The sequence below is a fragment of the Streptomyces zhihengii genome (assembly GCF_016919245.1).
In the GTDB taxonomy this organism is placed as follows: domain Bacteria; phylum Actinomycetota; class Actinomycetes; order Streptomycetales; family Streptomycetaceae; genus Streptomyces; species Streptomyces zhihengii.
Genome location: NZ_JAFEJA010000001.1, coordinates 137,618 through 164,339, shown reverse-complemented (window position 1 = coordinate 164,339; position 26,722 = coordinate 137,618). Strand labels below are relative to the sequence as shown.

The following is a 26,722-nucleotide window of genomic DNA, read 5'->3' as shown; positions in this document are numbered from 1 at the left end:
CGTTCACCCCCGCCGTCCCCGCAGCTCCACCAGCCGGCGGAGCGCCGCCGCCTCCAGGGCCGGGTTCGAGGCGGCCGCGAAGGCCAGTTCCTCGTCGTCGAGGAGTTCCGTCAGCCGGGGCCGGGGAAGGTTCGGGTGGCGTGCGAGCGCGGCTCGCACCGCCGGGTCCGGGTCCCGGGTGAGCCGTTCCGCGGTGGCCGGCGCGGTCCCCGGGTCGAGGGCGGCCAGGGCGCGGACCTCGGGGTCGTCGTGGGCGGCGAAGGCGGCCAGGCCGGCGGTGGGGAAGTTCGGCCGGGTGGTGAGCTGCGCACGCTCGTCGCCGCCGTACTCCAGGAAGCTGCGCAGGAGCAGGGCGGCGGGGGCCTCTGGATGGTTCTGGGCCAGCAGGACGCGCACGCCGGGATCGCCGTCGGCGGCCAGGCGCTCCACGAGGTCGGGCGGCAGGAAGTGGTCCCTGGCCGCCCTCCGGCGCAGATACGGGTGGGAGGAGACCGCGTCCCGGCGGACGTCCTCCGGGTCCCGGGGCACGTCGGGCTCGGGATACGGGGGGAAGTAGTCGTCGGCGGGGATCTCGTAGTCGATCCCGGCCCGTTCCTCCTCGCTCAGCGCGGGGTGCACCGACAGGGCGAGCCGGACCTCGGGGTCCGGATCGGCGGCGAGGGCGCGGCGCTCGGCCGGTCCGAGGTCCGCACGGTGGGCGATGGCCTCGCGCACCTTCGGGTCCGGATCGGCGGACAGCAGGACCACCACGTCGGCGGGCAGGCTCGGGTTCCCGGCGATCGCCGCCCGCTCCTCCTCGGCGACCGGGGCCGTCAGGACACTGTCCACGACGGCCCGGCTGAGCGCCTGGTGCATCAGCATGTCCCAGCGCCCGTGGCACGACCACTCCGGCAGCTCGCGCTCCACCCACGCCGGATCCTCGCCCTGCGCGTGCCGCTCCGCCCGCTGCCTGACCTCGTCGTCGGCGTCCGCCAGCAGCGCGGCCCGGGTGCCGGCGGGCAGGTCGCTCCACATGCCGACCCCCAGGGCGCGGACCTTCGCGACCGGATGGGTGGGCATGCTGCGGCGCAGCCCGGGGGAGAGCTGCCGGTAGACGCCGCCGTGCTGGAGTTCGTCGTCGTACGTGCTGAGCATGTGCACGGCCGTCTCGTCGGGCAGCTGCCTGGGCCGCCGGCCGGCGGGCATCCGGGGAGCATCGGCGAGGTGGGCACGGACGAACCACTCGGGGTCGTCCACCAGCCGTGCCCGCTGCGCCGGATCCACATGGGGGTTGCGGGCGAAGAACGACCTGGTGCGGGTGTCGGGATGCCGGAGCACGGCCTCGACGACGGCGTCGGGCAGGATCCGGTCCCGGCACAGCACCATCCGCGCCGCGGGCGGTGCCTCGGCGAGCAGCCGCAGCAGGACGTCCTCCGGCGAGGACGGATTGAGAGCCACCCCGGCGAGCCGGCGCGCCGGCAGATCGGCGTCGGCCCAGATGTCCTCAGGCGTAGGCATGCGTCAAAACCCCCGTGTGTCGACCGGCCTCCTCGGGGCCACCCGGCCGCGACCCTACCCCGGCGGCGCCGCGCACCCGTCCGCCCTTCCGTGGAGCCGTCCGCCCGGGCATGCGGCAGGGTTGTCCGTGCGCACACGGAGTGCTCGCGGGGGACGGGGCGGGGCGTCCGCGGGCTCCGCTGCCCGGGGGCGGGCGGCCCGCGTCAGGAGGGGAGCCGCAGGACCTTGGCGAGCAGCGCGGAGAGGTGCTCGCGTTCGGCGGGGGAGAGGTCCCGGAAGGTGTCGTCGAGGAAGGCGGGCACCGTGTCCTCGGCCTCGGCGAGGAGCCGGCGGCCCGACTCGGTGACGGTGACGGCGTAGGCGCGGCGATCGACCGCGTCGCGCTCGCGGCGTACGTGCCCGGCCTGCTCCAGGCCGTCGCAGATGCCGACCATGACGCTGCGGTCGATGCGCAGTTGGTCGCTCAGGGCGCGCTGCGAGCTGGGGCCGGCCTCGGCGAGCATCTTCAGCACCAGATGCGGCCCGACGCCGATCCCGGACTCCGCAGCCCGGGCTTCCGCGGCGCGGGCCACCAGGGACGAGGCCCGGCACAGCGCGATGTCCAGGCGCTCGGCGGCGAGCGCCCGGAAGTAGCCGGCCTCGCGGTCCGCGGTCCTGGGCGGCATGGGGCCCACCTCCTGTGCGTGTGCGGTGGTCAGGGGACGACCCTACCAAGAATCGTCTGGCCACAGATTGTTTGCACGCCTCCCATAGTTTTGTATGCTCCCCAATCATCTGCGCACAGATGGTTTTCCCGCAGATGGAGTGCCGGCGCCCGCCCTGACGGCCACCCCACGACGCCCTGCCCCCCGCACGCACGAAACAGCCCCCGCCCCCCGCACGCGACAGCCCCCACCCCGGTACACACGCAACAGAGGAAGCGGCCGTGACCCTGGATCTGACCCCCGACGAACTCCTGTCGACCACCCGCGCCGTACGCAAGCGCCTCGACTTCGACCGTCCGGTCCCGCGCTCCCTGATCGAGGAGTGCGTGGACCTGGCCACCCAGGCGCCGACCGGCCGCAACAGGCAGCGCTGGCACTTCGTCGTCGTCACCGAACCCGCCCAGCGGCGGGCCGTGGCCGACATCTTCCTGCGCGCCCTTCCGCTGGCCACCGGACACCCGCTGACCGAACGGGACGCGTGGCGCATGAACTACGCCTCCGGCTCCACCGAGCGGGTCTTCGACGGCCTGCGCCATCTGACCGCCAACATCCACCGCGTGCCCGCCTTCGTCATCCCCGGCGTGGAAGGCCGTACCGACGACGCGCCGGTGACCGTGCAGGCGGGGGCGTGGGGCTCGATCCTGCCGGCGGTGTGGAGCTTCATGCTGGCCGCTCGGGCCCGCGGCCTGGGTACCACCTGGACGACGGCGCAAGGGCCTCTGGAAAGGGAGTTGGCCGCGGTGCTCGGCGTTCCGTACGACGACGTCATGCTGGCCGCGTTCCTCCCGCTGGCCTACACGATCGGCACCGACTTCCGGCCTGCCCGGCGGATCCCCCGCGAGCACGTCCTGCACTGGGACCGGTGGGCGGCGCGGCACTCCCCGTGACCCGTCCCGGAGCGGGCGGGCCGTCAGGACTCCCCGGGCGCGGCCTCCTCGGCCGCCCGGGGAGTCCTGATCCGCCGCCCGGAGCCGGACGCGGCGCCGGACGGGCCCGGCGCCGCGCCGGAGGCCCGGCGGCGGGGCCGTTTGCCACCGGCCCGGAACCGGAGCAGCGTGGGGACCGGAGACCGCCGGCCCGCGACCCGGTCCGGGCAGCCGGAAGCAGGAACCGCGTCGAGGAGGAGAGTCCCGATGACCGCACCGAAGCCCGGCCCGGAAGCCGTGCCCGTCGTACGCCGCGGGGGCGAGGCCGACAGCGTCCTGTGGGAGCCGAGCGAGCGCCGGGTGCGGGCGACGGTGGGGGAGATCACGGTCGTGGACAGCGGCCGGGCGGTTCTCGTGTGGGAGCCCGGCCGTCCCGTCCCCCTCTACGCCTTCCCCGCCGAGGACGTCCGCACCGACCTGCTGCGGCGCACGGAGCGGCCCGCCGGCCCGCGGCGCCACGCGGGATCGACGGTCTTCTACGACCTGGTGCTCCCCGACCGGACCGTCGGCGCGGCGGCCTGGACCTATCCGGGAGAGGACCTGGCCGGCCACATCGGCTTCGAATGGTTCGGGCGCGAGGTCCTCGACCACTGGTACGAGGAGGACGAGGAGATCTTCGTGCACCCGCGCGACCCGCACAAACGGGTGGACGCGCTGCCCAGCAGCCGCCATGTCCGGATCGAGATCGACGGCACCGTCGTCGCGGACACCCGGGCGCCGGTCCTGCTGTTCGAGACGGGGCTGCCGGTGCGCTTCTACCTCCCGCGCGAGGACGTCCGCCTCGGCCTCTTCACGCCCACCGACGGGCGCACCCGCTGCCCCTACAAGGGCGTGGCGAGCGAGTACTGGTCCTGGGCGGGCGACGCCGACGTGCGGCCCGACATCGCCTGGAGCTACCCCGACCCGCTGCCCGCCGTCGGGATCATCAAGGACCGGGTGGCGTTCTACGACGAGTCCGTCGACGTCGTCGTCGACGGGGTGCGCCGGGAGCGGCCGGTCACCTACTTCAGCCGGCCGACACGGTAGGGCCCGCCCGCCGGAGGCCGATTCCGGCGGTCGGGCCCGGTGCCACCGCGTGCCGGGCGGGCGGCACTCCGCGGCCGGTCAGTGCCAGTTGCTGATGCGGACGTCGTGCGGGGCGGGTTCGCCGGTGCCCGTCTCCAGCAGGCGCTTGAGGCTCATCAGGAAGATCGCCCACTTGGTGCTGCAGTGGTACATGAACTCCACCGGTTCGCGCCAGCCCTCGTGCCGGAACAGCACGACGGTGAAGCCGTCCTCGCGCTTGAGGTCGAAACCGATCCGCGTGCCCTTCCACTCCTCGGGGCCGTCGACGACCTCCCAGAGCACACGCGTGCCCGGACTCGCCTCCAGGACCGACATGTCGAAGCCGCCGGGCGCGAAGCGGAAGCGGAGCACGCCGCCGGGGGACGGGTCCCCGTCCGTGTCCACGGTCCACCAGCGGGACAGGCCGTCGACGGTGGTGAGCGCCGTGTAGACGTCCTCGGGTGCGGCGGTGACGCCGATGCGGTGCAGGATGTCTGCCATGTCCGATGTCTCCTCTCAGGGGCGCGGGCCGTTCACTCCTGCCCGCGCTGGATCGCCTCGGCGATCCGCTTGATCCGTTGCAGCCGGGCGTCCCAGGCGGCCCCGACCGATGACAACTGGGCGACGGCGCGGGCGAGCTGGGCCTCGTCCACCCGGTAGCGGCGCTCGCGCCCGGACGGCGTGGCGCTGACGAGCCCCGCGCGGTCGAGCACGCCGAGGTGTTTGGCCACGGCCTGCCGGGTCACCGGGAGCTGCTTGCTGAGCGCGGTCGCCGTGCCGCCGTTCTCCGCGAGGAGCAGGTCGAGCATCCGGCGGCGTATCGGGTCTCCGACGGCCGACCACAGGGCGTCGTCGACGGCGGTGCTCATCGTGCCGCCACCTCGGCCGCGTGGGCGACGAGCCGGGGCAGGAAGTGGTCCCAGCCGCTGACGTGGTCCCGGTACGCCTCCTCGAGCACGGCGGCCTCCCAGCCCCTCTCGCGGAAGCCCGACTCTGAGAAGCGCAGCAGCGTGCCGTCGCCGTCGGGGACCAGGTCGAAGGTCACCAGCAGCGAGTTGCCGGGCCCGGCGGCCGCTCCGTCCTCGGTGACCCACCGGAAGGAGAACCGCCGCGGCGGGTCGGCCTCGACGACGGTCAGGCGCTCCGACGTGGCGTCCGGTCCGCTGCCGAAGGTCACCGATCCGGTGCCACCCGGTACCGGCGCGTCCAGTTCGGCCTCGTCGGGCCACCACTCCCGCAGATGCTCCGGCCTGCTGACCACCTGGTAGACCACCTCGGGGGTGGCGTCGATGTGGATCTCCCGCGCAATGCTGCCGACTTCCATCGTGCCGCTCCCGCTCTCGTGCAACCTTTGGTTGCTTGTGACTCTACGGCGGCCCGTCCGGATGTGCAACCTTTCGTTGCGCGTGGTGGCGGGGGCTCCGCACGGCGCCACGCCGCGCCCGGCAGGCGTCCCCCGCGGGACGGCGGGAAATACGTGGCGGCCGAAGGGCTAGTCGGCGCCCGCCCTGGGCAGTTCGCTTGTGTCGGGTCGATGCGCACGGCGACGTGTGATGCGGGGGGCGTCATATGAAGATCTTCCTGAGCTGGTCCGGAGTGCCGTCCCGGGCCTGCGCCGAACGGCTCGCGTCGTGGCTGCGCTACTTCAGCGACGAGATCGAGCCTTTCGTCTCCTCCGAGAGCATCAGGAAGGGTGCCCGCGGACTCGACGAGATCAAGAAGCAGCTCGACGAGAGCTCCTTCGGCATCGCCTGCGTGACCCGGGCGAACCTGCACGCCCCGTGGATCACCTTCGAGTCGGGCGCCCTGTCCAAGGAGGTCGACGAGCGCAGGGGCCAGCTCGTGCCCTTTCTGCTGGAGGGCACCCATGACGACCTGGAGGCGGCGAGCAGCCCGCTGCGCCAGTTCCAGTCGACCCGGGCCCACGACGAGGAGGACGTGCTGAACATGGTGCGGACCATCAACTCCGTGCTGCGGGAATCGGCCAACCGCCACCCCGACAACACCCGGGTCGACGGCCTCTTCCGCAAGGTGTGGCCCGAACTGCGCGACGCCCTTGCCGTGATCGACCTGACGGCGGACACTCCTGAGCAGGTGCTGCCGCGCCGCTCCACGGAGGAGATCCTGGAGGATCTCACCTCGCTCATGCGGGAGCAGATCACCAGGATCACCGATCTGGAACAGACCGTCGCCGCACTGCGCGAGGAACAGACCGGCCCGCCGAGGGCCAGGTCCAGATTCACCGGCGTCTACGAGGAGGCGCCGCGCCCCGCGCCGTCGCCGGCCGTGGTCGCGGACAACGAGGGGCACGCATGAGCCGGATGACCGGGCACCAGGCGCGGATGCTGTTCGGCACCCGTCTCGGCCTGACCACGGCGGGCCGCGCCTGCGCCGTCCACTTCGGAGTGCTGTCCGGGGCCGTCCAGCTCTACCTCGCGTTCTGGCCGCAGAGCTCCCTGCCGCGCCTCACCACGTTCCTCGTCGTCGTCGCCCTCTCGCTGGCCGGCGGCATCCTGATGTCCTGGCCGCGGACCAGGCTGAGCCACGAGTTCCGCCACCCCGGATTCCAGGTGACGATCGAGGTCGGTGACCTCTTCGAGCACACCGGTCATCTCGTCGTCGGCGGCAACGACGTGTTCGACACCGACACCCGGGACGACCTGCTGATCGTCCACGGCAGCGTGCAGGGCCAGTTCCTGCACCGCCTCTACGCGGGCGAGACCGCCCGGCTCGACGGGGACATCGACGCGGCGCTCGCGGGAGTGCGTCCGGTCCTGTTGGAGGACCGGACGGCGAAGCGGGCGGGGAAACTCGCCCGCTACCCGCTGGGCACCGTCGCCGTGCTCGGGACCCCGCAGCGCCGCTGCTTCCTCAGCGCCTACGGCACCATGCGCAACGACCTGACGGTCGAATCGGGCCCCGTCCAGATATGGAACAGCCTGGAAGCGCTGTGGGACGCGGTGCACCTGCACGCCCGCCGCGAGGCGGTGGCCATGCCGGTGATCGGCTCGGGCCTGGCCCGCATCGACAGCATGGACCACGCCGGTCTCATCAAGCTGATCCTGCTGTCCTTCGTCACGCGGTCCCGGCGATCGGTCGTGTGCAAGGAGCTGACGATCGTGGTCCACCCGGAGGACTACGAGCGGGTGGACATGCTCGAACTGGCCCTGTTCCTGCGGACGCTGTGACCGCCGGCCGTGTGGGGGAAGGGCTTGGTGTGAACCAGGAACCGGAGCGGACGGACCCCCATGTTCCCTACTTCTTCTTCAGCTACGCGCACACGCCGCGCCACGCGACCGACGCCCCCGACCCGGACATGTGGGTGCACCGGCTCTACCGCGACCTGTGCGAGCACATCCTGACGCTGACGGACCTGCCGGCCGGCGAGCCGGCCGGGTTCATGGACGGCGCCATGCGGATCGGCGAGGACTGGGGCACCCGCCTGTCCGCCGCACTCGCCACCTGCCGGGTGTTCGTACCGCTGTACTCACCGCGCTACTTCGTCAGCGACCAGTGCGGACGCGAGTGGCGGGCGTTCGCCCTGCGCCAGGCCCGGGGAGACGGGCCGCAGGACACCGTCCCGCAGGGGATCGTGCCGGCGCTGTGGACGCCCGTGCACAGCGAGCGGCTGCCCACGGCCGCGCGCCACCTGGCCCACGGCCACGAGCGGTTCGGCCCCCGCTACGCGACCGAGGGCCTGTACTCCCTGATGAAGCTGCGCCGCTACCGCAGCGAGTACGAGCAGGCCGTCCTGCTGCTGGCCCGGGCGATCGTCGCCACGGCCGAGCGGAACCCGGTGCCACGGGGCGCACCGCTGGACCTCGCCGACCTGCCCAACGCGTTCGGATCGCCGCCCGTGCTGCGCCGGCTGCGCATCGTGGTGGCCGCGCCCAGCAGTCGCGAACTGCCGCAGGGCCGCTCGCGACTGTGCTACGGCCCCTCCCCGGTCGACTGGAACCCCTACCGTGAGAGCGACGCGGCCGCGGCCCGGCCGCTCGCGGACTTCGCCGCGGAGCAGGTGCGCGGGCTCGACTACCTCACGACCGTCGAGCCCCTCGACGAGGCGGCCGGCGACCTCCTCGCGGAGGAGCACCCGTCGGCACCGACGGTGATGCTGGTCGACCACTGGGCGCTCACCGATCCCGGGCAGCGTGAACTGCTCACCCGGGTGGACGCGGCGGCCCAGCCGTGGCTCGTGGTCGTCGTGCCCTGGGACCGCGCCGACCCGGACAACGACACCGCCGGCGCGGAGCTGCAGTCGGCGCTGGAGAACACCCTGCCGCGCACGCTGCAGAGGGGGCGCAGCGTCTCCCGGGCCGCGACGGGCGGAGTCCCCTCGCTGGCCGCGTTCGCCGACATCCTCCCCACCGTGATCCAGTGGGCGGCGGCCCAGTTCCTCCGGTACGTGGTGCCCGTGTACCCGCCCGCCGGCCCGCACTTCCTCCGGCCGAGGCTGCGCGGCCCCGTCCAGGAACCGGAGACCGGCCCGGGAGACGCCTGATGCCCCCCGGCACCGAGGGACGGATCGTCACCTTCTACTCCCAGAAGGGCGGCACCGGGCGGACCATGGCCCTGGCCAACGTCGCGTGGATCCTGGCCTCCAACGGCTACCACGTGCTGGCCGCCGACTGGGACGTGGAGGCACCGGGGCTGCACCGGTACTTCCACCCGTTCCTGGACGCCGCGACCTCGGCGGCCACCACCGGCGTGCTCAACCTGTTCTCGGGCTACGTCACCGAATGGCGCACCACACCGGGCACCGAGTCGGCGGCCGATCTGCGGCAGCGCCTCGCCAGGGTCCTGCCGCACGCCGTCTCCGTCGACTGGGACTTCCCCGACGGCGGAAGCCTCGACTACATGCCCGCCGGGCGGCAGGACGGCGAGTACCTGACGCACCTGATGGACTTCAGCTGGCGGGAGTTCACCGACCGGTTCAAGGGCGCGCGGTTCCTGGAGGCGCTGCGCCACGACATGAGGACCCACTACGACTTCACGCTCATCGACAGCCGCTGCGGCGTGAGCGACCTGGTCGGCCTGTGCACCATCGACATGCCGGACGTCCTCGTCAACTGCTTCACCCTGAGCTCCCAGAGCATCGACGGCGCGGCCCGCATGGCCCGCTCCATCCTCCGGGACGTCCACCCGCGCCCCCTGCGCATCGTGCCCGTCGCGATGCGGGTCGCCGACGGCCGGGAGACCCGCCTCGCCGCCGCCCGTGAACTCGTCCGCGCCAGCTTCCGGGAACTGCCGGCCGACGCCCGGACCGCCCTGGACGTCCCGCACCGGCCGGATTACGCCTACGAGGAGACCCTCGCCGTCTTCGGCGACCGCCCGGGGGATCCGGACAGCCTGCTGGCCGCCTTCGAGCGGCTGACGGAACGCATCACCGAGGGCCGGGTACGGCGTCTCGCGCCGCTCGACGACGAGCTGCGCAGACGCCATCTCGCCTCCTTCGTGCGGCCGTTGTCCCCCGTGGCGACGCCGCTGCGGCTGTGGTACGCCCCGCAGGACCGGATGTGGGCCGACTGGGTCGACTGGCTGCTCACCGGCGCCGGCTTCGACGTGATCGCCCCCGGCGCCGGCCGGGAGCAGGGCGCCCGGGCAGAAGCCCCCCGCACGCTCGCGCTGCTGTCCTCTGCCTTCCTGCGCTCGCCCCGGTCCCGGACCTTGTGGGAGAGCATGGACGGGCCCGGCGCGGGCCCCCCGGGCGTGCTGATCCCGCTCAGGATCGAACCCGTCGCGCTCACGCCCCCGTTCAGCGACCACGAAGCCGTCGACCTGACCTCCCTCGACGAGCCGGGGGCCGCCGAGGCCCTGCTGCGCGGCATGGGCCTGTCCGGCGGCGAGGCCGAACGCGCGCTGGACGCGGCCAGGCCGCGGTTCCCGCTCCGGACGCCCGGCGTGTGGGAGGCGCCGGCGCGCAACCCCTTCTTCGTGGGCCGGAACCGGCTGCTGGACCAGCTCGACGCCACCCTGCGGGTCAGCCGGCAACGGGCCGTGGTGCTCCCGCACGACGGACTCGGCGCCACCGGCCGCACCCAGCTCGCGGTCGAGTACGCCCACCGCTTCCGGGCGGCGTACGACCTGGTCTGGTGGATCCGCGCGCACAGCCGGGAATCGGTCCTGCTGTCGCTGGCGCGGCTGGCCGATCGGCTGGGCCTGCGGGGCGGCGACGACGTGCCCACCGCCGCGCGCCGCGCCCTCGACGCGCTGGACTCGGGCGCGGGGGGCGGCCGGTGGCTCCTGGCCTACGACAACGCCGGTGTCCCGGCGTCCCTGTCGGGGCTGCTGCCCGGCGGCCCCCACGGCCATGTGCTGGTCACCTCCAGGGACGCCGCCTGGGGCGAGACCATGCACCCCGTGCGGGTCGACGTCTTCACCCGGGAGCAGAGCGTCGAGCTGCTGCGGCGGCTGGCCCCGGTGCTCCCGGCGGCGGACGCGGACCGGATCGCCGCCACGGTGGGGGACCTTCCGCTCGCCGTCGCGCAGGCCGGATCGTGGCTGGCGCGGTCCCCGTCGGCACACGACTACCTGCACCGGCTGACCGGCGCCGGCGCCGTGACGCCGGAGGGCGAGCCGGCCGACCCGGCCGCCGCCACGACCGGGGTCGCCCTCGACACCCTCGCCGACCGCGCCCCCGCGGCGCTGCGGCTGCTCGCGCTGTGCGGCCGGCTCGCGCCGCTGCCGCTCCCGCTGGCACTGGCGTACACCGACACCGCGCTGGCGCTGCTGCGTCCGCACGACGCCTCCCTGCACGGGCCGATGCTGGTCGACCGGGAGGTGCGGGAACTCAGCCGGCTGGGTCTTGCGGAGGTCGACCAGGCCGGCCACACGCTGAGGGTGCACCGGATCGTGCAGCGCCTGGTGCGCGCCCGTCTGCCCGAGGGCGAGGCGGACGAGGTCCGCCACGAGGCGCACCGCCTCCTCGCCGCCGGCGCCCCGCGGCGCGACGACACCGCCGCCGAGACCGACGACCCGGTGTTCGAGCGCCTGTGGGCCCACCTGGACCACGCCGCCGCCGACGAGTGCCGCGACGGCGAGATCCGCGAGGTGCTGCTGGAGCGGGTGCGCCGCACGGCCCGCAACGGCATGCCGGCCCGGGCGCTCGAACTCGGACGCCGGCTGGACCGGAGCTGGACGGCGGCGGACGGGGGAGACGACGGCCAGCAGGTGCTGCAACTGCGCAACCAGCAGGCGGCCGCGCTGCGCAGCCTGGGGGCCTTCGACGAGGCGCACGGCCTGGACTCCCGCACCCTGGCCCGGCAGCGCGCACTGCTGCCGCCCGGGCACGCGCACACCCTGATCACCGCGGCGGGCCTCGCGGAGGACCTGAGGGCACTGGGCCGGTTCGGCGAGGCGGTCGACCTCGCGCGCGAGGTCCACACCGGATTCCACGACCTGTTCGGCGAGGAGCACCCGCAGACGCTGGCCGCCGCCGAGTCGCTCGCCCGGTCGCTGCGCCTGGTGGGGGAGTACCCGGCGTCGCGGGAGCGGAGCAGCGCCACCTGGCAGCGCCAGTGCGAGGTCCTCGGGCACAGCCATCCGTCGGCGCTGGCGTCGGCCCTCGGGCACGCCCGGGACCTGCGCGAGACGGGCGACTACGCGGGCTCCGTGCGCGTCCTGCGCCCCGCCCTGGAGGAACTGCGCGGCCGCGACACCCACGGCGCGTTGCGCGCGACCGTCAGCCTGTCGGTCTCGCTGCGCCGCGTCGGACGGCGCCACGAGGCCGACGCGCTCGCCGCGGACGCCGAGAAGGCCTACACGACGGCACGGGACCCGGACGGTCCCGACGCGCTGGTGTGCGGCGTCAACCTGGCGGCCCTGACCGCGGAGGCGGGCGACCTGACCGCCGCGCGCGGCGTGATGGACCGCCTGAGGCACGGGGTCGCCCGGCTCCGGGGCCCCGAGCACCCCGACAACGCGGTGTGCGACCACAACCTCGCGGCGTGGCTGCGCACCGCCGGGGAGATGGACGAGGCACTGGCGGCGGCGCGGCGGACCGTCCGGTCCTTCGGCAGGCACCTCGGCGACGCCCACCCCTACACCCTGTGCGGACGGGTGACGATGGCCAACATCCTCGCCGACCTCGGGCGGTTCGCCGAGGCCGAGAGCATGACGCGGGACTGCGCACGCGACCTGCGCGCCCGGCTCGGCGACGGCCATCCGGACACCCTGATCGCCGATCTGTGCCTGGCGGTCACCCTGCGCTCGATGGGCCGCACCGCGGAGGCCGGCCGGCTGCGGGGCCGGTCGGTGAGCGCGCTGGACAGACGGCTCGGCTCAGGACACCCCTGGACGGAGGCGGGCCGCGGCTGGCGGCGGGTCGACCGGGACCTGGAGTTCCTGCTGTCCGTCTGACCCCCCGCGCTGTCCGTCCGGGCCCCTCCCGCTCCGGCGCACCGTACGGCTTTCCGCCAGCTCCCGGGGCGTCGTGACGGGAAATCAGCTCTTTCGCACAGGGTCTTGCACCACGCATTGCCCACCCTGCACAGGGGCTGCGAAGATGGGAGCGTCATGCCCGGCGGAACGCTTCCGAGCGCACCGTGTCCATCGGCCCCGGACTCCCGCCGTCCCCGGTGTGCCGGAAGACGGCCCCGAATCAAGGTGAAACCGACGCAGATGAATATCTCGGTCATGAAATCCGCAGTCAACCCCCCTACGGAAGTCCCGGCCGCCGAGAGAACACCGCTCGCGGAGATCAGCACCCGCGGGACCGAGATCACCGCGGCCGTGCGGCGATCGGCACGGGTCCCGGCCAGGGGCCGTGCCGGCATGCGGCGCACCTTCAACTCCGCTCTCTGACCGCATGGGCGGACGTTCGCGCGGCGCCGTGGGCGAGGGGGACAGAGGTGACCATCCGGGAACTGGTCCTGAAGGTCCACAGCAGGTGCGACCTGGCGTGCGACCACTGCTACGTCTACGAGCACGCGGACCAGAGCTGGCGCAGGACGCCGCCCCTGATGGCCGGGAGGACGGTCCGTCAGGTCGCGCTCCGGCTCGCCGAGTACGCGCACGAGCAGCGGCTCCCGTCGGTCGCGGTCGTCCTGCACGGCGGTGAGCCGCTGCTCGCCGGCCCGGCCAGGCTGCGGTCGATCTGCGCGGAACTCACCGGCGCCCTCGCCCCGGCGACCCGGCTCGACCTCTCGGTCCACACCAACGGGGTGCGGCTGAACCGCGCCCATCTGACGGTGTTCGAGGAGTTCGGCGTCAAGGTCGGCATCTCCCTGGACGGCGACCGGGCCGCGAACGACCGGCACCGGCTCGACCACCGCGGGCGCAGCAGCTACGACCGGGTGCGGCGCGGCATCGACCTGCTCCGGCTGCCCGAGTACCGGCACCTCTTCCAGGGCCTGCTGTGCACCGTCGACGTGGCCGGCGACCCGGTCGTGGTGCACGACGCGCTGACCGCCCTCGAACCGCCGCTCGTGGACTACCTCTTACCCCACGCCACCTGGGACGTGCCTCCGCCGCCCGGTCGGGCGGGAGCGTCCACGCCGTACGCCGACTGGCTCCTCCGGGTCTTCGACCGCTGGGACGGGCAGGGACGCCAGGTGCCCGTCAGGACCTTCGACTCGATCCTCAGCACGCTGCGGGGCGGCCCCGCGCTGGCGGAGGCCCTGGGGCTCCCCCCGGGCGGCATCGCGGTCGTCGAGACCGACGGCACGATCACCCGGTCCGACTCGCTCAAGATCGCCTACGACGGCGCGCCCGCCACCGGGTACGACGTCTTCCGCAACAGCTTCACCGAGTTCGCCCGGGGCACCCGGGACCCCGGTCCCGTCCGGAGCACCGAGAGCACCGAGAGCATCCATGGCACCGACGGCACCGACGGCGTCCGGAGCACCGAGAGCACCGAGAGCATCCATGGCACCGACGGCACCGACGGCGTCCGGAGCACCGAGAGCACCGAGAGCACCGAGAGCACCGGGCCAGCCGGGCCCCCCTCCGCCCCCGCCGGGGTCAGCGAGACCTGCCGGCGGTGCCGCGTCCTGGCCGACTGCGGCGGAGGACTGTACGCGCACCGCTACCGCACCGGCCGCGGGTTCGACAACCCGTCGGTCTACTGCGCCGACCTGCGCGCCCTGATCGAGGGCATCGCGGAGCGGATCACGGAGCGCGCGCTGGCCCCCGCGGTGACCAGCGCCGGCGAACTCGGACGGGCGCGGCTGCGACTGGACAGAGCACTGCTCGCGGACGTGAACACCGCACTCGCCGGCGACGCGTCCTGGGACGAGGCGTGGCGGCTCCTCGTCCGCCTGGACGCCGACGGGAGAACGGCACCCCATCTCGACGCCGTCGTCACCCATCCCTACCTCCGCCCCTCCCTCCTGGACTCCTGGGACGGACGGGCTGATCTGCCGCGCTTCATGGCGGTCGCCGCGGCCGCGGCGCTGCGCGCGGGCGTCGAGGCCACCCTGCGCTGGGACCAGCCCGACCCCCTGGTCCACCTGCCGACCCTGGGCACCGTGCGGCTGTCAGGGGCCGGACGGGTGGAGTTCCGGCTCGGGGCGGACGGGCTCCGGGTGGGCGGCGCCCCGCAGCCGGGCGCGCCCGGCGCCTCCCCGCCCGTGCTGCGGGCGTGGCGGCCGCTGGCCTCCCTGCCCTGCGGCGACGGCCGCACGCTGACCATCGACGACGCCGACCCGTTCCGCGACTGCTTCCCCGCGGCCGTCACCCCACCGCTCGACCCCGGCCCGCTGGACGCCTTCCGCGACCGGCTGGCCACGGCGTACGGCCTCCTCGACGAGCGGGAGCCCGGCTGGCGGGACGGCGCCAACGCCTCGACCGCGACGACACTCACCCCGCTCGCCGCCGGCTCCGGACTGCACCTCGGCACCTGCGGCAGCGGTGCGCTGGGGGTGGCGATCGACGTCGAGCCGGAGGACTTCGCGCGCGAACTGCCCCGGCTCGGACGCAGGGCGAGACTCACCGCCCTGCGCGAGGTGGTCGACCTGCATCTGCCGGGCAGCCCCGCGGAGCGGCTCCTCGACCTCGCGAGCGAACACATCGGCGCGGCCGCCCGTTCGTCACCGGACGCCGCCCCCGCCCGCCTCCTGGCCGGCCGCGTGCTGGGCGAGCTGTCCGGCCTGCCGCCACGCGAACTCACCGAGAACGGCGCCTACCTGGCCGAGGAGCTGCGCGCGGAATGGACGGCCCTGCGTGACTGACGGCACCCGGCTCGTCCGCTTCCTGCGCGGCCTCGGCGTCCGGCCGGCCGGAGTCCTGCTCGCGCACGCCTCCCTCGGCGGCACCGGACTGCCGCCCGGCGTGGTGCGCGACGCCCTGCTGCGGGTCCTCGGCCCGGCCGGCACCCTCGTCACCCCGGCCTTCACCCCGGAGAACTCCGACACCTCCCACCGCCACCACGCCCTCACCGCGGGCCTGACGGGCCACCAGCGGGCAGCCCACCGGGCCGCCATGCCCGCCTTCGACCCGGGCGCCACCCCGTGCCCGTCCGTCGGCGCCCTGGCCGACTGCGTACGGTCGACCCCCGGCGCGGTGCGCAGCACGCACCCCCAGACCTCCTTCGCCGCGATCGGCCCCCGGGCGCGGGACCTGCTCGCCGTCCACGACCTGCCGTGCCACCTCGGCGAACGGTCCCCCCTGGGGCGGCTGTACGCGCTGGACGCGCAGATCCTGCTCTTCCGGGTCGGGTTCGCGGCGTGCAGCGCCTTCCACCTCGCCGAGTACCGCCAGACGCCCCCGCCGCCCCGGCGCACCTACCGCTGCGTGACGGGCGGCGGATGGGTCTCCTACGAGGACATCGTGCTGGACGACGGCGACTTCGCCGCGATCGGGGCGCTGCTCCCGCGCACAGCCCTCAGCGAGGGGGAATTCGCCGGAAAGACCTGCACCCTCGCGGGGATGCGGGACACTGTGGACACCGCTCGGCGTGAGATGTCCGGATACAGGGGGAGACGGCATGGAACGAGCCACGCGGAGGTGAACGGGGTGGGGAACAGCGGGGGCTCCGGCCGCACGACGCCGCCGGGAGACGCCCCGGGGCACCGGCCTGCGCAGGAGCCGCGCGACAGCATGTCCCGGAGGTGCGCCGGCTCACCGCCCGGAGCACCGGCCGGCGGACCCCCCTGCGCGTCAGGGGCCGACAACGGAGGAACGGCATGACGGCGCGCCGGAGCGGACGCATCATCACCTTCTACTCGTACAAGGGCGGCACGGGCCGGACGATGGCCCTCGCGAACACGGCGTGGATCCTCGCCGCCAACGGCGCACGCGTGCTGACCGTCGACTGGGACCTCGAAGCCCCCGGCCTGCACCGCTTCTTCCATCCCTTCCTCGACCCGAGCACGCTCGCGGCCACCCACGGCGTGATCGACATGATCACCGAGTACTCGTGGGCGGCCACCAACAGCGGCCACCGCTCCGGGGCCTGGCACCGGGAGTACGCGCGCGCCGGACGGCACGCGGTGTCGCTCGACCCCGAGCCCTACGGCCTGTCGTTCCCCGACGGCGGCACGCTCGACTTCCTGTCCGCGGGACAGCAGAACCGCGCCTACGCGGGCACCGTGTCCTCCTTCGAGTGGGACAACTTCTACGACCGCCTCGGCGGCGGCGTCTTCCTCGACGCGCTGCGCGAGGACATGAAGGCGTCGTACGACTACGTCCTCATCGACAGCCGCACCGGACTGTCGGACAGCGCCGACATCTGCACCATCCAGATGCCCGACGTCCTCGTCGACTGCTTCACCCTCAGCGACCAGGCGCTGGAGGGCGGCGCGGCCGTGGCCCGGACCGTCGAGGCCGACTACCGCGACCGGCGGATCCGGGTGCTCCCCGTCCCGATGCGGGTCGACGACCACGAGAAGGAGAAGGTCGACGCCGGACGGGCCCTGGCACGCCTGAAGTTCGCCGGGCTGCCCAAGGGGCCCGACGGCGAGCCGCTCGCCCCGGCGCCGATGGACGAGTACTGGGGCGCGGTCGAGATCCCGTACCGCCCCTACTACGCCTACGAGGAGACGCTCGCCACGATCGGCGAACGGGCCGGCGTGTCGAGCTCGCTGCTGTCCGCGTTCGAACGCCTCACCACGGTCGTCTCCGACGGTGAGGTGACCCGGCTGCCCACGATCCCCGAGCCGGTGCGGCAGCGCTGCCTGTCCGCCTACACCCGGCGCATGCCGGCCACCCTCGCGGCCGACGTCCTCGTCGTGTTCGCGGGCGAGGACCGCATGTGGGCGGAGTGGCTGGAGGGCATCCTCAAGCCGTACTGCGCACAGCTCACGCTGCACGACGTGTCGATCAGCGTCCCGGAGCGCCCGGACGCGGCCACCCGCACACTGCTCCTGACCTCGGAGGCCTTCCTGCACGCCCGGCACGGGAGGGCCGCGTGGCGGGTGTTCACCGACGCCGCCCCGGGTCTGCCGCACGCCGAGGTGACCCGGCTGAGGGTGGACGCCGTGCAGATGCCCGGCTCCGACCGGGAGCCCACGTCGGTGGACCTCAGCCGCATGGACGAGACCGAGTGCGCCGCCAAGGTCTTCCGGGCGCTGAAGCTGACGCAGGAGGAGACCTCCGCCGCCCGGACGAGTGCGCGCTTCCCCGGCAGCAGGCCGGCGATCTTCAACGCCCCCAGCCGCAACACCGTCTTCACCGGCCGCGCCGCCGCCCTCGAACAGCTCCGCTCGAAGCTCGGCGAGGGCATCTCCGTCGTGCTGCCCCAGCCCCAGACGCTCTACGGCCTCGGCGGCGTGGGCAAGACCCAGATCGTGCTGGAGTACGTGCACCGCTTCGTCGCCGACTACGACCTCGTGTGGTGGGTCGACGCGGAGCGCTTCGACTCCATCGTCGCCTCCCTCGCCAAACTCGGCGCGAAGATCGGCGCGCCCGGCGGCGACGACATCGCCCAGGTGTGCGCGGAGGTCGTCCGGATGCTGGCGTCCGGCGCGCCGACCGGCCGGTGGCTGCTCGTCTTCGACAACGCGGACGACCCCGACACGCTCAAGCGGTTCTTCCCGGCCGGCGGGCACATCCTGGTCACCTCGCGGAACCAGGCGTGGGCGCAGCAGGGAGCCGCCCTGGCCGTCGACGTGTTCCCGCGCGAGGAGAGCGTCGAGCACCTCACCCGGAAGGCTCCCGGACTGAGCGCCGAGGAGGCGGACCGCGTGGCGGACGCCGTCGGCGATCTGCCGCTCGCCGTCGAACAGGCCGCGGCCTGGCTGGCGGAGACGGCCATGCCGACCGACGCCTACCTGGAGCAGCTGACCGAGCAGACCACCGATGTGCTGGGCGCCAACCACCCCGCCGGCTACCCGGAGCCGGTCGCCGCCACCTGGAACATCTCCATCCAGCGCCTCGACCAGCGGTCGCCGGCCTCCGTGCGGCTCCTCCAGCTGTGCGCCTTCATGGCGCCCGAGCCGATCTCCGCCCGCGTGCTCTACAACAAGGAGATGCTGGACGCCCTGCGGGAATGGGACCCGACGCTCCAGGAGAGCCTGCTGCTCGGGCGGGTCATCCGGGAGATCGGGCGCTTCGCCCTCGCCAAGGTGGACCAGATCAGCGGCAGCATCCAGATCCACCGGCTGGTCCAGGCCGTGATCCGCTCGCAGATGTCGGAGCAGGAGCAGGAGGAGGCGCGGCACGTCGTCCACACCGTCCTCGCCGGCGCACGCCCCGACGGCGACGAGCCCACCGACAACCCCACGCACTGGCCGCTGTTCGACTCCGTCTGGTCCCATCTGGACGCCTCCGGCATCCGGAACTGCTCGGAGCCCAAGCCCCGCCGGCTGCTGATCGACCGGGTGCGCTACCTGTGGAAGCGCGGTGACCTCCCCAACGCCCGGCGACTGGCCGAGGAGGTGCTCGAACGCTGGCGCGACAGCCTCGGCGAGAACGACACGCAGTACCTCTACATGCGCTGCCAGCTCGCCAACGTGCTGCGCGCGCAGGGGCGCTACCAGGAGGCCCGGGCGATCGACCAGGAACTGCTGGAACGCCAGCGCCAGGTGCTCGGGTCCAGCCACCCGCACACCTACATCACCGCCTCCGGCCTCTCCAGCGACCTTGCCGCCCTCGGCGAGTACCGGTCGGCCGTGGAACTGGCCGACGACGCGCACAAGGGGTTCCGCGAGATCTTCCACGAGTCCCACGAGCGGACCCTCAGCGCGGCCAACAACCTCGCGCTCGCCCTGCGCATGGTCGGCCGCTACAACGAGGCCCGGGCCATGGACCAGAGCGTCTACGACCGGCGGACGGAGGTCCTCGGCCCCGACCACCCGCACACCCTCGGCTCGGCCGCCAGCCTCGGCCGCGACCTGCGGGAGATCGGCCGCTACGACGAGTCCGTGGCGATGCTCTCCCGCGCGTACGACGACTACAAGCGCGTCATGGGCCAGAAGTTCCCGCCCACCCTCAGCTGCGCCAAGTCCCTCGCCGTGTCGCTGCGCAGGGTCGGCCAGGTGGAGAAGGCGCGGCAGCTCACGACCGCGACCCTGGAGCGCTACCGGGAGCAGTACAACTCGCCCAACCCCGACTGGCTCGCCTGCGACCTGAACCTCGCCTCGGACCTGTACGCGACCGGCGAGCGGGAGCAGGCCCGCGAGGTCGCCCGCCAGGCACTGGCCGGATACATGGAGGTCCCCGGCGAGGCACACCCGTACACCCAGGGCGCGCTCAACAACCTCGGCATCTTCCACTGGGGGTGCGGGGACACCGCGGAGGCCGAGGAGGTGTTCCGCAGGGTGCTGCCCCGCATGCGCGAGATGCTGGGCAAGGACCATCCGCACACGCTGATCTCGGGCCTCAACCTCGCCAACGTGCTGGCCGACCAGGGCCGTTTCGAGGAGGCGTACGACCTGGAGAGCAAGGCCGTGGCGGGCCTGGGCAAGGCCCTGGGGCCGCGCCACCCGGACGCCCTGACCGCGGCGGCCAACTCGGCGCTGACACTGCGCTCACTGGGCCGTCAGGAGGCCGACCGCCTCCGCGAGGAGAGCCTGGGCGAACTCCAGCGGCTGCTCGGCGACGACAGCATGATCACCCGCTCCGCGCGGCACGAGCGCCGGATCTACCGCGACCTGGAACCGCTGGCGGTCTGAGCCGGCCCGGCGCTCCCCTCCTCCGGGAACGGGAGCGCCGTGTCGCCGGGGGTGCCGCCGAGCGACCACCGCAGCACGTCGGGCAGCGCGCGCAGGGCCCCGAAGTGGGCCGCGGACGGTTCGATCACGGAGGTGGCGCCCGGGATGCGCTCGGCGAGCCAGGAGGTGTGGGAGGCCGGGGAGAAGGCGTCCCGGGCACCGTGCCACAGCAGCACCGGCACCTCGATGCGGGCGGGGTCGAAGCCCCAGGGCTCCGTCAGGGCGAACGCGTCGTCGATCCAGCCGTACGGCGAACTGCGCAGCGCCTCGCAGTAGTTGCGCAGCAGCATGGAGCGGACGCCGCTGTCGGAGACGATCCGCAGGTCGTCGTCGGTCAGTTCCGCCCGCAGTTCCTCCAGCAGCCGGGCCGGGTCGGACCGGATGGACCTGGTCCGGGGGATCAGACGGGCCTCGAACCCCTCGGGGTCGGAGCGCGCCGTACGGAACTCGTCGATGTTGGACGCCCCCATCCCGGCGTACCAGTCCAGGCCCTCCGCGTCCCTCGGCGCGAGCGTCACGAGGCCCGCCGCACGGGTCACCCGGTGCGGCAGCCGGGCCGCGCACGCCAGGGCGTGCGGGCCGCCCCCGGAACGGCCGACGACCGCGAAGCGGTCCATGCCCAGGGCGTCGGCCACGGCGGTCACGTCCTCCACGACGTCCACGACCCGCCGGCCCGGCCGGCGGTCGGACCCCCCGTACCCGGGGCGGTCGTAGCTGATCAGCAGGACGCCCCGCTGATACAGGTACATGGGGCGCGGCCGGGGGCCGACCCGGCTGCCGGGCATTCCGTGGAGCAGGAAGACGGGACGCCCCCGCGGGTCCCCCGAGCACTCGACCCGCAGCCGCCTCCCGTCCGCCGTACGGACGTGGTCCAGCGTCGACGCCAGGTCCCGCACGATGGCTCCCCTCTCCCTGCTCACAGGCCAGGTCCCAAACTGCCGGAACTTGCCCCCCTCGTCCAGCCGACGCCGGTGCTTTCGAACCGGCGTCGAACGGACGCGCGAGGAGGGGGCGGGCCGGCCGCGGACGGCGGCGGCCGGGGACACGCCGCGCGTACCTCCGGGGCGCCGGACCGGCTCCCGTTGACGGCGCGGCCGGGGCGGTGTGACGATGCGCCGATGTCGGACCTGCACGCCCGGATGGCCGCCCGGGTCGGCGACCTCACGGGTGTGGTGGTCGCGCGCTGCGCGGCCGAGTCGCCGTACTACGGGGCGCTGCCCCGCGCCACCCTCCAGGGCGAGGTGGCGCGGTCCATCGCCGCCGTGCACGCGCTGCTGCTCCGGGCCCTCCGCGACGGCGGCGGGGAACCCATGGGGCCCGGCGATCTGACCCGGCTCGTCGAGTGGTCGGCGCGCCGGGCCGAGGAGCGCGTCCCGCTGGAGGCGGTGACCGCCGCCTACCTGATCGGCGCCGAGGCGTGGTGGCAGACACTGACCGAGGTCGCGGAGCCCGGTGAGCTGGCCGGGGCGGGCGGCAGGCTGCTGGCCTGCCTGCACGCCGCGCTGCCCGCGGTCGTCCTCGCGCACCAGAACGCCCGGGAGCAGCTCCACAGCGAGGACAGACGCGTGCGGCGCGCCCTGCTCGGCGCCCTGCTGGCGGGCCGGCCGTACGAGGAGCTCGCGGGCGCGGCGCGGGTGGCCGTGGAGGGCGAGTACGAGGTGGTCGCCTTCGCGTTCGCCGCCGAGCCGCCGAGCCGACTGGTGCAGTCCTCGCTCGACGCCTTCACCCGGAGCCCCGTGCTGATGGACCACGTCGCCCGGATCGCCCTGGTCCCGGGCCGGGCCGACGTGCCCGGTCTGGTGACCCGGCTGGAGAAGGACGTGGGGCAGCCCGTGCGCGCCGCCGCCGCCCGCTCCGCCGGGCCGTCGGCCGTCCCCTCCGCGGCCGAGGAGGCCGGGCGCGTGCTCGACCTCGTCCTGCGCCTCGGGCGCCCGCCCGGGTGCTACCGGCTCGACGACGTGCTGCTGGAGCACCAGCTCGCGCGGCCCGGGGACGGCCTGGTGCGGCTGGCGGCCAAACTCGATCCCCTGGAGGAGCACCCGTACCTGCTCGAAACGCTGCGCGTGTTCGTGACGCGGGGGCTCAACCGCCGCCGGACGGCGGCCGAGCTGTGCGTCCACCGCAACACCCTGGACTACCGGTTGCAGCGGGTGACCGCGCTGACGGGCCTCGACCTCGCGGTCCCCGAGCAGGCGCGACTGCTCCAGGCGGCGCTCGTCGCCCGAGACCTGGCCGGGCCCTCGGACACCCGCGGGGCCACCGGAGGGCCCTGATCCGCGGGAGCTGCGGACGGCGGCCGGACCACGGGCGCCCTCGCCGGGCCCGCGGCCCGCCATCGGTCACAGCCAGGCGCGGAGTTCCTCGTCCCGGGGCGCGAGGACCGGACCTGCGGCGGGGTGGTCGAAGACCATCACGGGCCGCTCCGCGTTCCACTCGGACCAGCCCGGCCGGCCCGTCGCGGCGAAGTCGACCCAGGCCCGGTGCATGGCGTCGGCGAGCGGCTGGGGCGCGCCGGGCCCGGTCAGGTCCTCGGCGGCGGGCAGGGTGTCGAAGACGAAGCCGAGCTCCAGCGCATGGCACGCGCCGAGCCCCATCACGGGGGAGCGCCAGCGGAATTCGTAGACGAAGGTACGCGCGGGGCGGGAGTCCGCGAGGCGGTTGAGCGGCCCCCGCAGCAGCAGGTCGGTCGCCATCTCGCCGAGGATCTCACCGGGAACGGCGTCCGGCCGGTTGGCCCGGTACAGGCGTGCCACGCGCTGCGGGACGCGGATCTTCAGCAGCGCCAGCCGCAGGGTGAGGCGGCTGATCCGGTCCACCGTACCGCCGGGCACGAACCACAGCCGGTACTCCTCCCGGTTGCAGCCCAGCAGCAAGTCGGCCTCGGGCAGGGGCGGAACGGCGGGCACCACGTCGCCGTCGGTGACGATGTGGAAGCCGGGGCCGCCCCGGACGGGGTCGGACCCGTCGACGACGGCGGCCTGCGCGTCCAGCAGCAGCTCCCGGTCCACCGCCGCGAACGCCTCGGCGGTGGCAGGGATCCGCAGTCTCCTCGCCATGGCCCGTACGGTCTTCGCCCCCGCGCGGCGCGATGTGGTGTGCGGCGGGCCGCTCTGCAGGATCGCCCGGTGGAACAGTCCGGCAGCGGCGGGGCTGGTCATGAGCGCGGCGATGCTGATCGCACCGGCGGACTCGCCGCACACGGTGACGTTCGCCGGATCGCCGCCGAAGGCGGCGATGTTGTCGCGGACCCAGGTCAGTGCCGCGATCTGGTCGAGGAGCCCACGGTTGTCCGGTGCGTCGGGGAAGACCCCGAACCCCTCGACGCCGAGCCGGTAGTTGACCGAGACGAGGACCACCCCGTCGCGGGCGAAGGCGCCCCCGTCGTAGAGCGGCAGGCTGGCCGAGCCGTTGCGCAGGGAACCCCCGTGGATCCACACCATGACGGGCAGCCGGCCCTCGCCGGCGGACGGGGTCCACACGTTCAGGTTGAGGCAGTCGTCCCCGGGGACGGACGGATCGGGGATCAGCCGGTCGAGGGGCGGGCGGTAGGGGCGTTTGGGGGCGGTCGGCCCGTACTCCAGGGCGTCCCGTACCCCTTCCCAGGGTTCGGCCGGGGCGGGAGCGCGGAAGCGGTGGGCGCCGAACGGCGGGGCGGCGTAGGGGATGCCGAGAAAGGCGGCGATCCCCTCGTGGGAACGGCCTCGGACCTTGCCCTGCCGGGTGGTCGCGATGAGGTCCATGGCGGTCCTTCCAGGTGCGCGGGGACCGGCCGCCGCCTGCCGCGGGAGCGGCAGGGGCGGACGGCGTGGATCGGGAGCGGCCGCCCGTCAGGGCGGAAGGGGTGTCCGGGAGCGGGTCACCCGGTCGCGAGACCGTTGCGGCGGACGTCGGACCAGGTGGCGCTGTCGGCGCAGATCCCGCAGCCGGCGCCGAGGAACTGCGCGCGGGCCGTCAGGTCCCCCATCAGATGGGCCCTGAACCAGGCCGTGGTGGGCGCGGCGAACGGGCCGGGGTCGCCCACGACCGTGAAGTGATCGGCGCCGCGCAGCTCCCCGTAGACGGCCGGGATGTGGTCGGCGTCGTCGTAGAAGGCCTTGACCAGGAAGGGGAAGACGATGCTGTCCTTCTGCCCGGCCAGGAGGAGGGCGGGCACGCGCACGCCGTCGATGTCGGCGAGCGGCCCGGGCTGGATGGGCAGGACGGTGTCGATGCGCGGGTCCGCGCCGACGACGATGGCGGCGGCGCCGCCCTGCGAGTGACCGGACGCGCCGATGTGCTCCAGGTCGACCGCGCCGTGGAAGGGGCTGGCGGGGTCGGCGTCACGACGGCTGAGCAGATCGATCCCGGCCCGCATGGAGACGCCGAGGTTGGACTGCGGGGTGTTGGCGGCGGCGACGACGAAGCCGTGACTGGCCCAGTGGAGCAGCAGGTCGCGGTAGACGACGGGGAAGGCGAAGGTGCCGTTGCCCCACACGATCACGGGGTGGCGCCGGTCGCTGGTCGCGATGTCGCGCGGGTAGTACAGGGTGGTCACCGCCCCGACCTCGACCGCGGTGGCGTAGGGGCCGGGAGCACCCCAGTCGGCCGCCGCCGCCCCGGCGGTGGCAGCGGTGGGGGCGGGGGCACCGGCGGGGGAACCGGTGGACGCCGCCGCTCCCGCGCCGGCGGAAGCCGTCAGGAGCAGGAGCGAGGTCAGAGGGACGAGCAGTTTTCTCCAGAGCACGGGCGGACTCCCGATGTCGTCGCGGTGAACCGGATGTTCCATCCGGCTGACGCCTTGTCTGACCGCTGATCCTGACCCACGCGCCGGAGCCCGTCTCTCCGCCGTCGCGGCAAGCAATGACGCCGCGGTTTGTGCAACATGCCGAGGGAGGACGGGGCCCCGCGAGTCATCTTGTCAATGGAAAGTTACAGTGGGGGCATGACCGGACGGCCCTACCACCACGGCAACCTCAGGAGCACTCTGCTCGACGCGGCCTGCGCGGCCATCGAGGAGACCGGCCCCGCCGCGCTGAGCCTGCGGGACCTCGCCCGCCGCGCCGGCGTCTCGCACGCCGCCCCCGCGCACCACTTCGGCGACAAGGCGGGGCTCCTCACCGAGCTCGCGGCCCAGGGCTTCGACCTGCTCGCCGACGCCCTCCGGGCCGCCGGAGGGGACCTGACCGAGGCCGGCGTGGCGTACGTCCTCTTCGCCGTCCGGTACCGCGCCCACTTCGAGGTGATGTTCCAGCCGGGCCTCCACCACCCCGACGACCCCGTCCTCGACGCCGCCCGCCGCCGCGCCGACGAGGCTCTGACCTCCGCCCTGTCCTCCTCCGGCCCCGCCCGCCGGGCGAACTCCGAGGCCAAGCTCGCGGCCTGGTCGATCGTCCACGGCTTCGCGGCCCTGTGGACCAGCGGCGCGCTCCCGAGCCGCGGCGGCGAGGATCCGGCCGCGCTGGCGCGCACGGTCATCGGCAACCTCTTCAGCTGACCACCGCGTTCATGTCACCGAGGCGTTCATGTGACCGCCGCGTTCATGTGACCACCACGTTCTGGTGACCACCACGGGAACGGTCACCGGGTCCGGAACGCGCCGGATCCGCACGCTCCCCGGATCCGGAGGAACCGGGTTCCGGGGGCCGCCCGGCACCCCGGACTCGCGTGCTGCTACGGTCCGCCTCCATGTGGGCTCATGAGATCGTCGCCGGCCGCCCCGCCTGGCGGCACACCCCTTCCGGCGTGGTGTTCCGGACCGTCCCCGGCGGAACCTTCCGGATGGGCCTGTCCGACGCGGAACTCGACGCCGTGCGCGCCATCGACGCGACCGACGGCCCCGGCGGTGCCGACGACGACCTCGGAGCCTTCTTCGGCGACACCGAACGGGCCCGGCCGGTGCGGGAGGTACGGGTCGAGCCCTTCCTGATCGCCCGGCACCCGCTGACGGTGGCACAGGTGCGCCACTGGCTGCCGGAGTACGAGGACGACTTCGCCGAGTCCGACCACACGGCGGCACGTCTCCAGGACGAGGTGGACGATCTGCTCGCCGCGCTCCCGTTCCGGCTGCCCAGCGAGGCGGAGTGGGAGTACGCGGCCCGCGCGGGCACCACGGGCCTGACCTTCCGTGGCGACGGGAAGCCGGACGAGGAGGAGATCCTCGACGACTTCGCCGACGAGGCGCGCACGGCCGCGGCCGAGAACGCCTTCGGCCTGGCGGCCATGGGGTCCTCCAACGAGGTCTGCGCCGACGTGTGGATCCCGCACTTCACCGGCGCACCGGCGGACGCCCGCCCGCGCACCGGCGAGGGACCCCGCACGGTGCGCGGCGGCGCCGGCGACCTCTCCCCGTGGCAGGGCTGCGACGAATGGCTGCTCCTGCTCTCGGCGACGCGCGCGGAGTTCGACCTCTTCACCGCCGTCCGCCCGGTCGTCCCCGTCCCGGCCGCACCGGACGGCGCACTCCCCGGCGCCGGTACCTGACCCG

20 protein-coding genes are annotated in these 26,722 nt (G+C 74.1%); 12 read left to right on the top strand and 8 right to left on the bottom strand.

Translation table 11 applies throughout. The features are described 5' to 3' along the window. Positions 1-3: 3 nt before the first annotated feature. Positions 4-1,497: a hypothetical protein gene (locus tag JE024_RS00655; RefSeq protein ID WP_205371676.1), complete on the bottom strand. Its 1,494-nt coding sequence runs from the start codon at positions 1,495-1,497 to the stop codon at positions 4-6. A 203-nt stretch (positions 1,498-1,700) separates the two neighbouring features. Further along, positions 1,701-2,162 (bottom strand): MarR family winged helix-turn-helix transcriptional regulator, encoded by a 462-nt coding sequence (locus JE024_RS00650; RefSeq protein WP_205371675.1) that lies wholly within the window; start codon positions 2,160-2,162, stop codon positions 1,701-1,703. Positions 2,163-2,422: 260 nt separating this feature from the next. On the opposite strand from JE024_RS00650, the gene JE024_RS00645 reads away from it, so the two are divergent. Both JE024_RS00645 and JE024_RS00640 read left to right on the top strand, forming a co-directional pair. Continuing rightward, a complete protein-coding gene (locus JE024_RS00645) occupies positions 2,423-3,088 on the top strand; it encodes a nitroreductase family protein (protein ID WP_205371674.1) in 666 nt (221 codons plus the stop codon). A 246-nt stretch (positions 3,089-3,334) separates the two neighbouring features. Then, positions 3,335-4,153 carry a DUF427 domain-containing protein gene (locus tag JE024_RS00640; RefSeq protein ID WP_205371673.1) on the top strand — a complete coding sequence of 273 codons (819 nt, stop codon included), beginning with the start codon at positions 3,335-3,337 and terminating at the stop codon, positions 4,151-4,153. Between the two features lie 78 nt (positions 4,154-4,231). On the opposite strand, the gene JE024_RS00635 is transcribed toward JE024_RS00640, so the two are convergent. The 3 genes from JE024_RS00635 to JE024_RS00625 are packed head-to-tail and all read right to left on the bottom strand — an operon-like array spanning position 4,232 to position 5,495. After that, complete coding sequence (locus tag JE024_RS00635) at positions 4,232-4,672, bottom strand: SRPBCC family protein (protein ID WP_205371672.1); 441 nt, start codon at positions 4,670-4,672, stop codon at positions 4,232-4,234. Positions 4,673-4,704: 32 nt separating this feature from the next. After that, positions 4,705-5,040: an ArsR/SmtB family transcription factor gene (locus JE024_RS00630; RefSeq protein WP_205371671.1), complete on the bottom strand. Its 336-nt coding sequence runs from the start codon at positions 5,038-5,040 to the stop codon at positions 4,705-4,707. Next, complete coding sequence (locus tag JE024_RS00625) at positions 5,037-5,495, bottom strand: SRPBCC family protein (RefSeq protein ID WP_205371670.1); 459 nt, start codon at positions 5,493-5,495, stop codon at positions 5,037-5,039. Before JE024_RS00625 ends, JE024_RS00630 begins: the two co-directional genes overlap by 4 nt. Positions 5,496-5,740: 245 nt before the next feature. Between JE024_RS00625 and JE024_RS00620 the strand changes: the two genes are divergently transcribed. The 7 genes from JE024_RS00620 (at position 5,741) to fxsT (JE024_RS00590) (ending at position 20,220) form a co-directional block, all read left to right on the top strand. After that, a complete protein-coding gene (locus tag JE024_RS00620; RefSeq protein WP_205371669.1) occupies positions 5,741-6,487 on the top strand; it encodes a TIR domain-containing protein in 747 nt (248 codons plus the stop codon). Beyond that, a complete protein-coding gene (locus tag JE024_RS00615; RefSeq protein ID WP_205371668.1) occupies positions 6,484-7,359 on the top strand; it encodes a macro domain-containing protein in 876 nt (291 codons plus the stop codon). The genes JE024_RS00620 and JE024_RS00615 overlap by 4 nt, the downstream gene beginning before the upstream one ends. A 29-nt stretch (positions 7,360-7,388) precedes the next feature. Then, entirely contained in the window at positions 7,389-8,672 is a 1,284-nt protein-coding gene (locus JE024_RS00610; protein ID WP_205371667.1) for a TIR-like protein FxsC, read from the top strand. Beyond that, positions 8,672-12,529 (top strand): FxSxx-COOH system tetratricopeptide repeat protein, encoded by a 3,858-nt coding sequence (fxsT, locus tag JE024_RS00605; protein WP_205371666.1) that lies wholly within the window; start codon positions 8,672-8,674, stop codon positions 12,527-12,529. The genes JE024_RS00610 and fxsT (JE024_RS00605) overlap by 1 nt, the downstream gene beginning before the upstream one ends. A 491-nt stretch (positions 12,530-13,020) precedes the next feature. Next, the gene (gene fxsBH, locus JE024_RS00600) at positions 13,021-15,339 is read left to right on the top strand and encodes a radical SAM/SPASM protein FxsBH, inactivated beta-hydroxylase extension form (protein WP_205371665.1); all 2,319 of its coding nucleotides are present in this window, start codon (positions 13,021-13,023) and stop codon (positions 15,337-15,339) included. Beyond that, a complete protein-coding gene (locus JE024_RS00595) occupies positions 15,332-16,297 on the top strand; it encodes an AAC(3) family N-acetyltransferase (RefSeq protein ID WP_205371664.1) in 966 nt (321 codons plus the stop codon). Before fxsBH ends, JE024_RS00595 begins: the two co-directional genes overlap by 8 nt. Beyond that, complete coding sequence (gene fxsT / locus JE024_RS00590) at positions 16,294-20,220, top strand: FxSxx-COOH system tetratricopeptide repeat protein (protein WP_205371663.1); 3,927 nt, start codon at positions 16,294-16,296, stop codon at positions 20,218-20,220. Before JE024_RS00595 ends, fxsT (JE024_RS00590) begins: the two co-directional genes overlap by 4 nt. Here fxsT (JE024_RS00590) and JE024_RS00585 read toward each other — a convergent pair. Further along, entirely contained in the window at positions 20,190-21,155 is a 966-nt protein-coding gene (locus tag JE024_RS00585; protein WP_205376278.1) for an alpha/beta fold hydrolase, read from the bottom strand. The two genes, fxsT (JE024_RS00590) and JE024_RS00585, sit on opposite strands and share 31 nt — an antisense overlap. Positions 21,156-21,377: 222 nt before the next feature. On the opposite strand from JE024_RS00585, the gene JE024_RS00580 reads away from it, so the two are divergent. Then, positions 21,378-22,532, top strand: coding sequence for a PucR family transcriptional regulator (locus JE024_RS00580; RefSeq protein WP_205371662.1), 1,155 nt, complete (start codon positions 21,378-21,380; stop codon positions 22,530-22,532). A 66-nt stretch (positions 22,533-22,598) separates the two neighbouring features. Here JE024_RS00580 and JE024_RS00575 read toward each other — a convergent pair whose 3' ends face one another. Together JE024_RS00575 and JE024_RS00570 are read right to left on the bottom strand one after the other, a co-directional pair. After that, entirely contained in the window at positions 22,599-23,999 is a 1,401-nt protein-coding gene (locus tag JE024_RS00575; protein WP_205371661.1) for a carboxylesterase/lipase family protein, read from the bottom strand. A gap of 116 nt (positions 24,000-24,115) precedes the next feature. Then, a complete protein-coding gene (locus tag JE024_RS00570) occupies positions 24,116-25,024 on the bottom strand; it encodes an alpha/beta hydrolase family protein (protein WP_244882473.1) in 909 nt (302 codons plus the stop codon). Between the two features lie 156 nt (positions 25,025-25,180). Between JE024_RS00570 and JE024_RS00565 the strand changes: the two genes are divergently transcribed. Both JE024_RS00565 and JE024_RS00560 read left to right on the top strand, forming a co-directional pair. Next, entirely contained in the window at positions 25,181-25,732 is a 552-nt protein-coding gene (locus tag JE024_RS00565) for a TetR/AcrR family transcriptional regulator (RefSeq protein WP_205371660.1), read from the top strand. 191 nt (positions 25,733-25,923) lie between these two features. Continuing rightward, positions 25,924-26,718 (top strand): formylglycine-generating enzyme family protein, encoded by a 795-nt coding sequence (locus JE024_RS00560; RefSeq protein WP_244882471.1) that lies wholly within the window; start codon positions 25,924-25,926, stop codon positions 26,716-26,718. Positions 26,719-26,722: the final 4 nt, after the last annotated feature.

What these genes read in the sequence shown, in the direction of transcription:
- JE024_RS00655 (WP_205371676.1), bottom strand. Translation starts at nt 1,497, where the DNA reads ATGCCTACGCCTGAGGACATCTGGGCCGACGCCGATCTGCCGGCGCGC.
- JE024_RS00650 (WP_205371675.1), bottom strand. Translation starts at nt 2,162, where the DNA reads ATGCCGCCCAGGACCGCGGACCGCGAGGCCGGCTACTTCCGGGCGCTC.
- JE024_RS00640 (WP_205371673.1), top strand. Translation starts at nt 3,335, where the DNA reads ATGACCGCACCGAAGCCCGGCCCGGAAGCCGTGCCCGTCGTACGCCGC.
- JE024_RS00635 (WP_205371672.1), bottom strand. Translation starts at nt 4,672, where the DNA reads ATGGCAGACATCCTGCACCGCATCGGCGTCACCGCCGCACCCGAGGAC.
- JE024_RS00630 (WP_205371671.1), bottom strand. Translation starts at nt 5,040, where the DNA reads ATGAGCACCGCCGTCGACGACGCCCTGTGGTCGGCCGTCGGAGACCCG.
- JE024_RS00625 (WP_205371670.1), bottom strand. Translation starts at nt 5,495, where the DNA reads ATGGAAGTCGGCAGCATTGCGCGGGAGATCCACATCGACGCCACCCCC.
- JE024_RS00620 (WP_205371669.1), top strand. Translation starts at nt 5,741, where the DNA reads ATGAAGATCTTCCTGAGCTGGTCCGGAGTGCCGTCCCGGGCCTGCGCC.
- JE024_RS00615 (WP_205371668.1), top strand. Translation starts at nt 6,484, where the DNA reads ATGAGCCGGATGACCGGGCACCAGGCGCGGATGCTGTTCGGCACCCGT.
- fxsT (WP_205371666.1), top strand. Translation starts at nt 8,672, where the DNA reads ATGCCCCCCGGCACCGAGGGACGGATCGTCACCTTCTACTCCCAGAAG.
- fxsT (WP_205371663.1), top strand. Translation starts at nt 16,294, where the DNA reads ATGACGGCGCGCCGGAGCGGACGCATCATCACCTTCTACTCGTACAAG.
- JE024_RS00580 (WP_205371662.1), top strand. Translation starts at nt 21,378, where the DNA reads ATGTCGGACCTGCACGCCCGGATGGCCGCCCGGGTCGGCGACCTCACG.
- JE024_RS00575 (WP_205371661.1), bottom strand. Translation starts at nt 23,999, where the DNA reads ATGGACCTCATCGCGACCACCCGGCAGGGCAAGGTCCGAGGCCGTTCC.
- JE024_RS00570 (WP_244882473.1), bottom strand. Translation starts at nt 25,024, where the DNA reads ATGGAACATCCGGTTCACCGCGACGACATCGGGAGTCCGCCCGTGCTC.
- JE024_RS00565 (WP_205371660.1), top strand. Translation starts at nt 25,181, where the DNA reads ATGACCGGACGGCCCTACCACCACGGCAACCTCAGGAGCACTCTGCTC.
- JE024_RS00560 (WP_244882471.1), top strand. Translation starts at nt 25,924, where the DNA reads ATGTGGGCTCATGAGATCGTCGCCGGCCGCCCCGCCTGGCGGCACACC.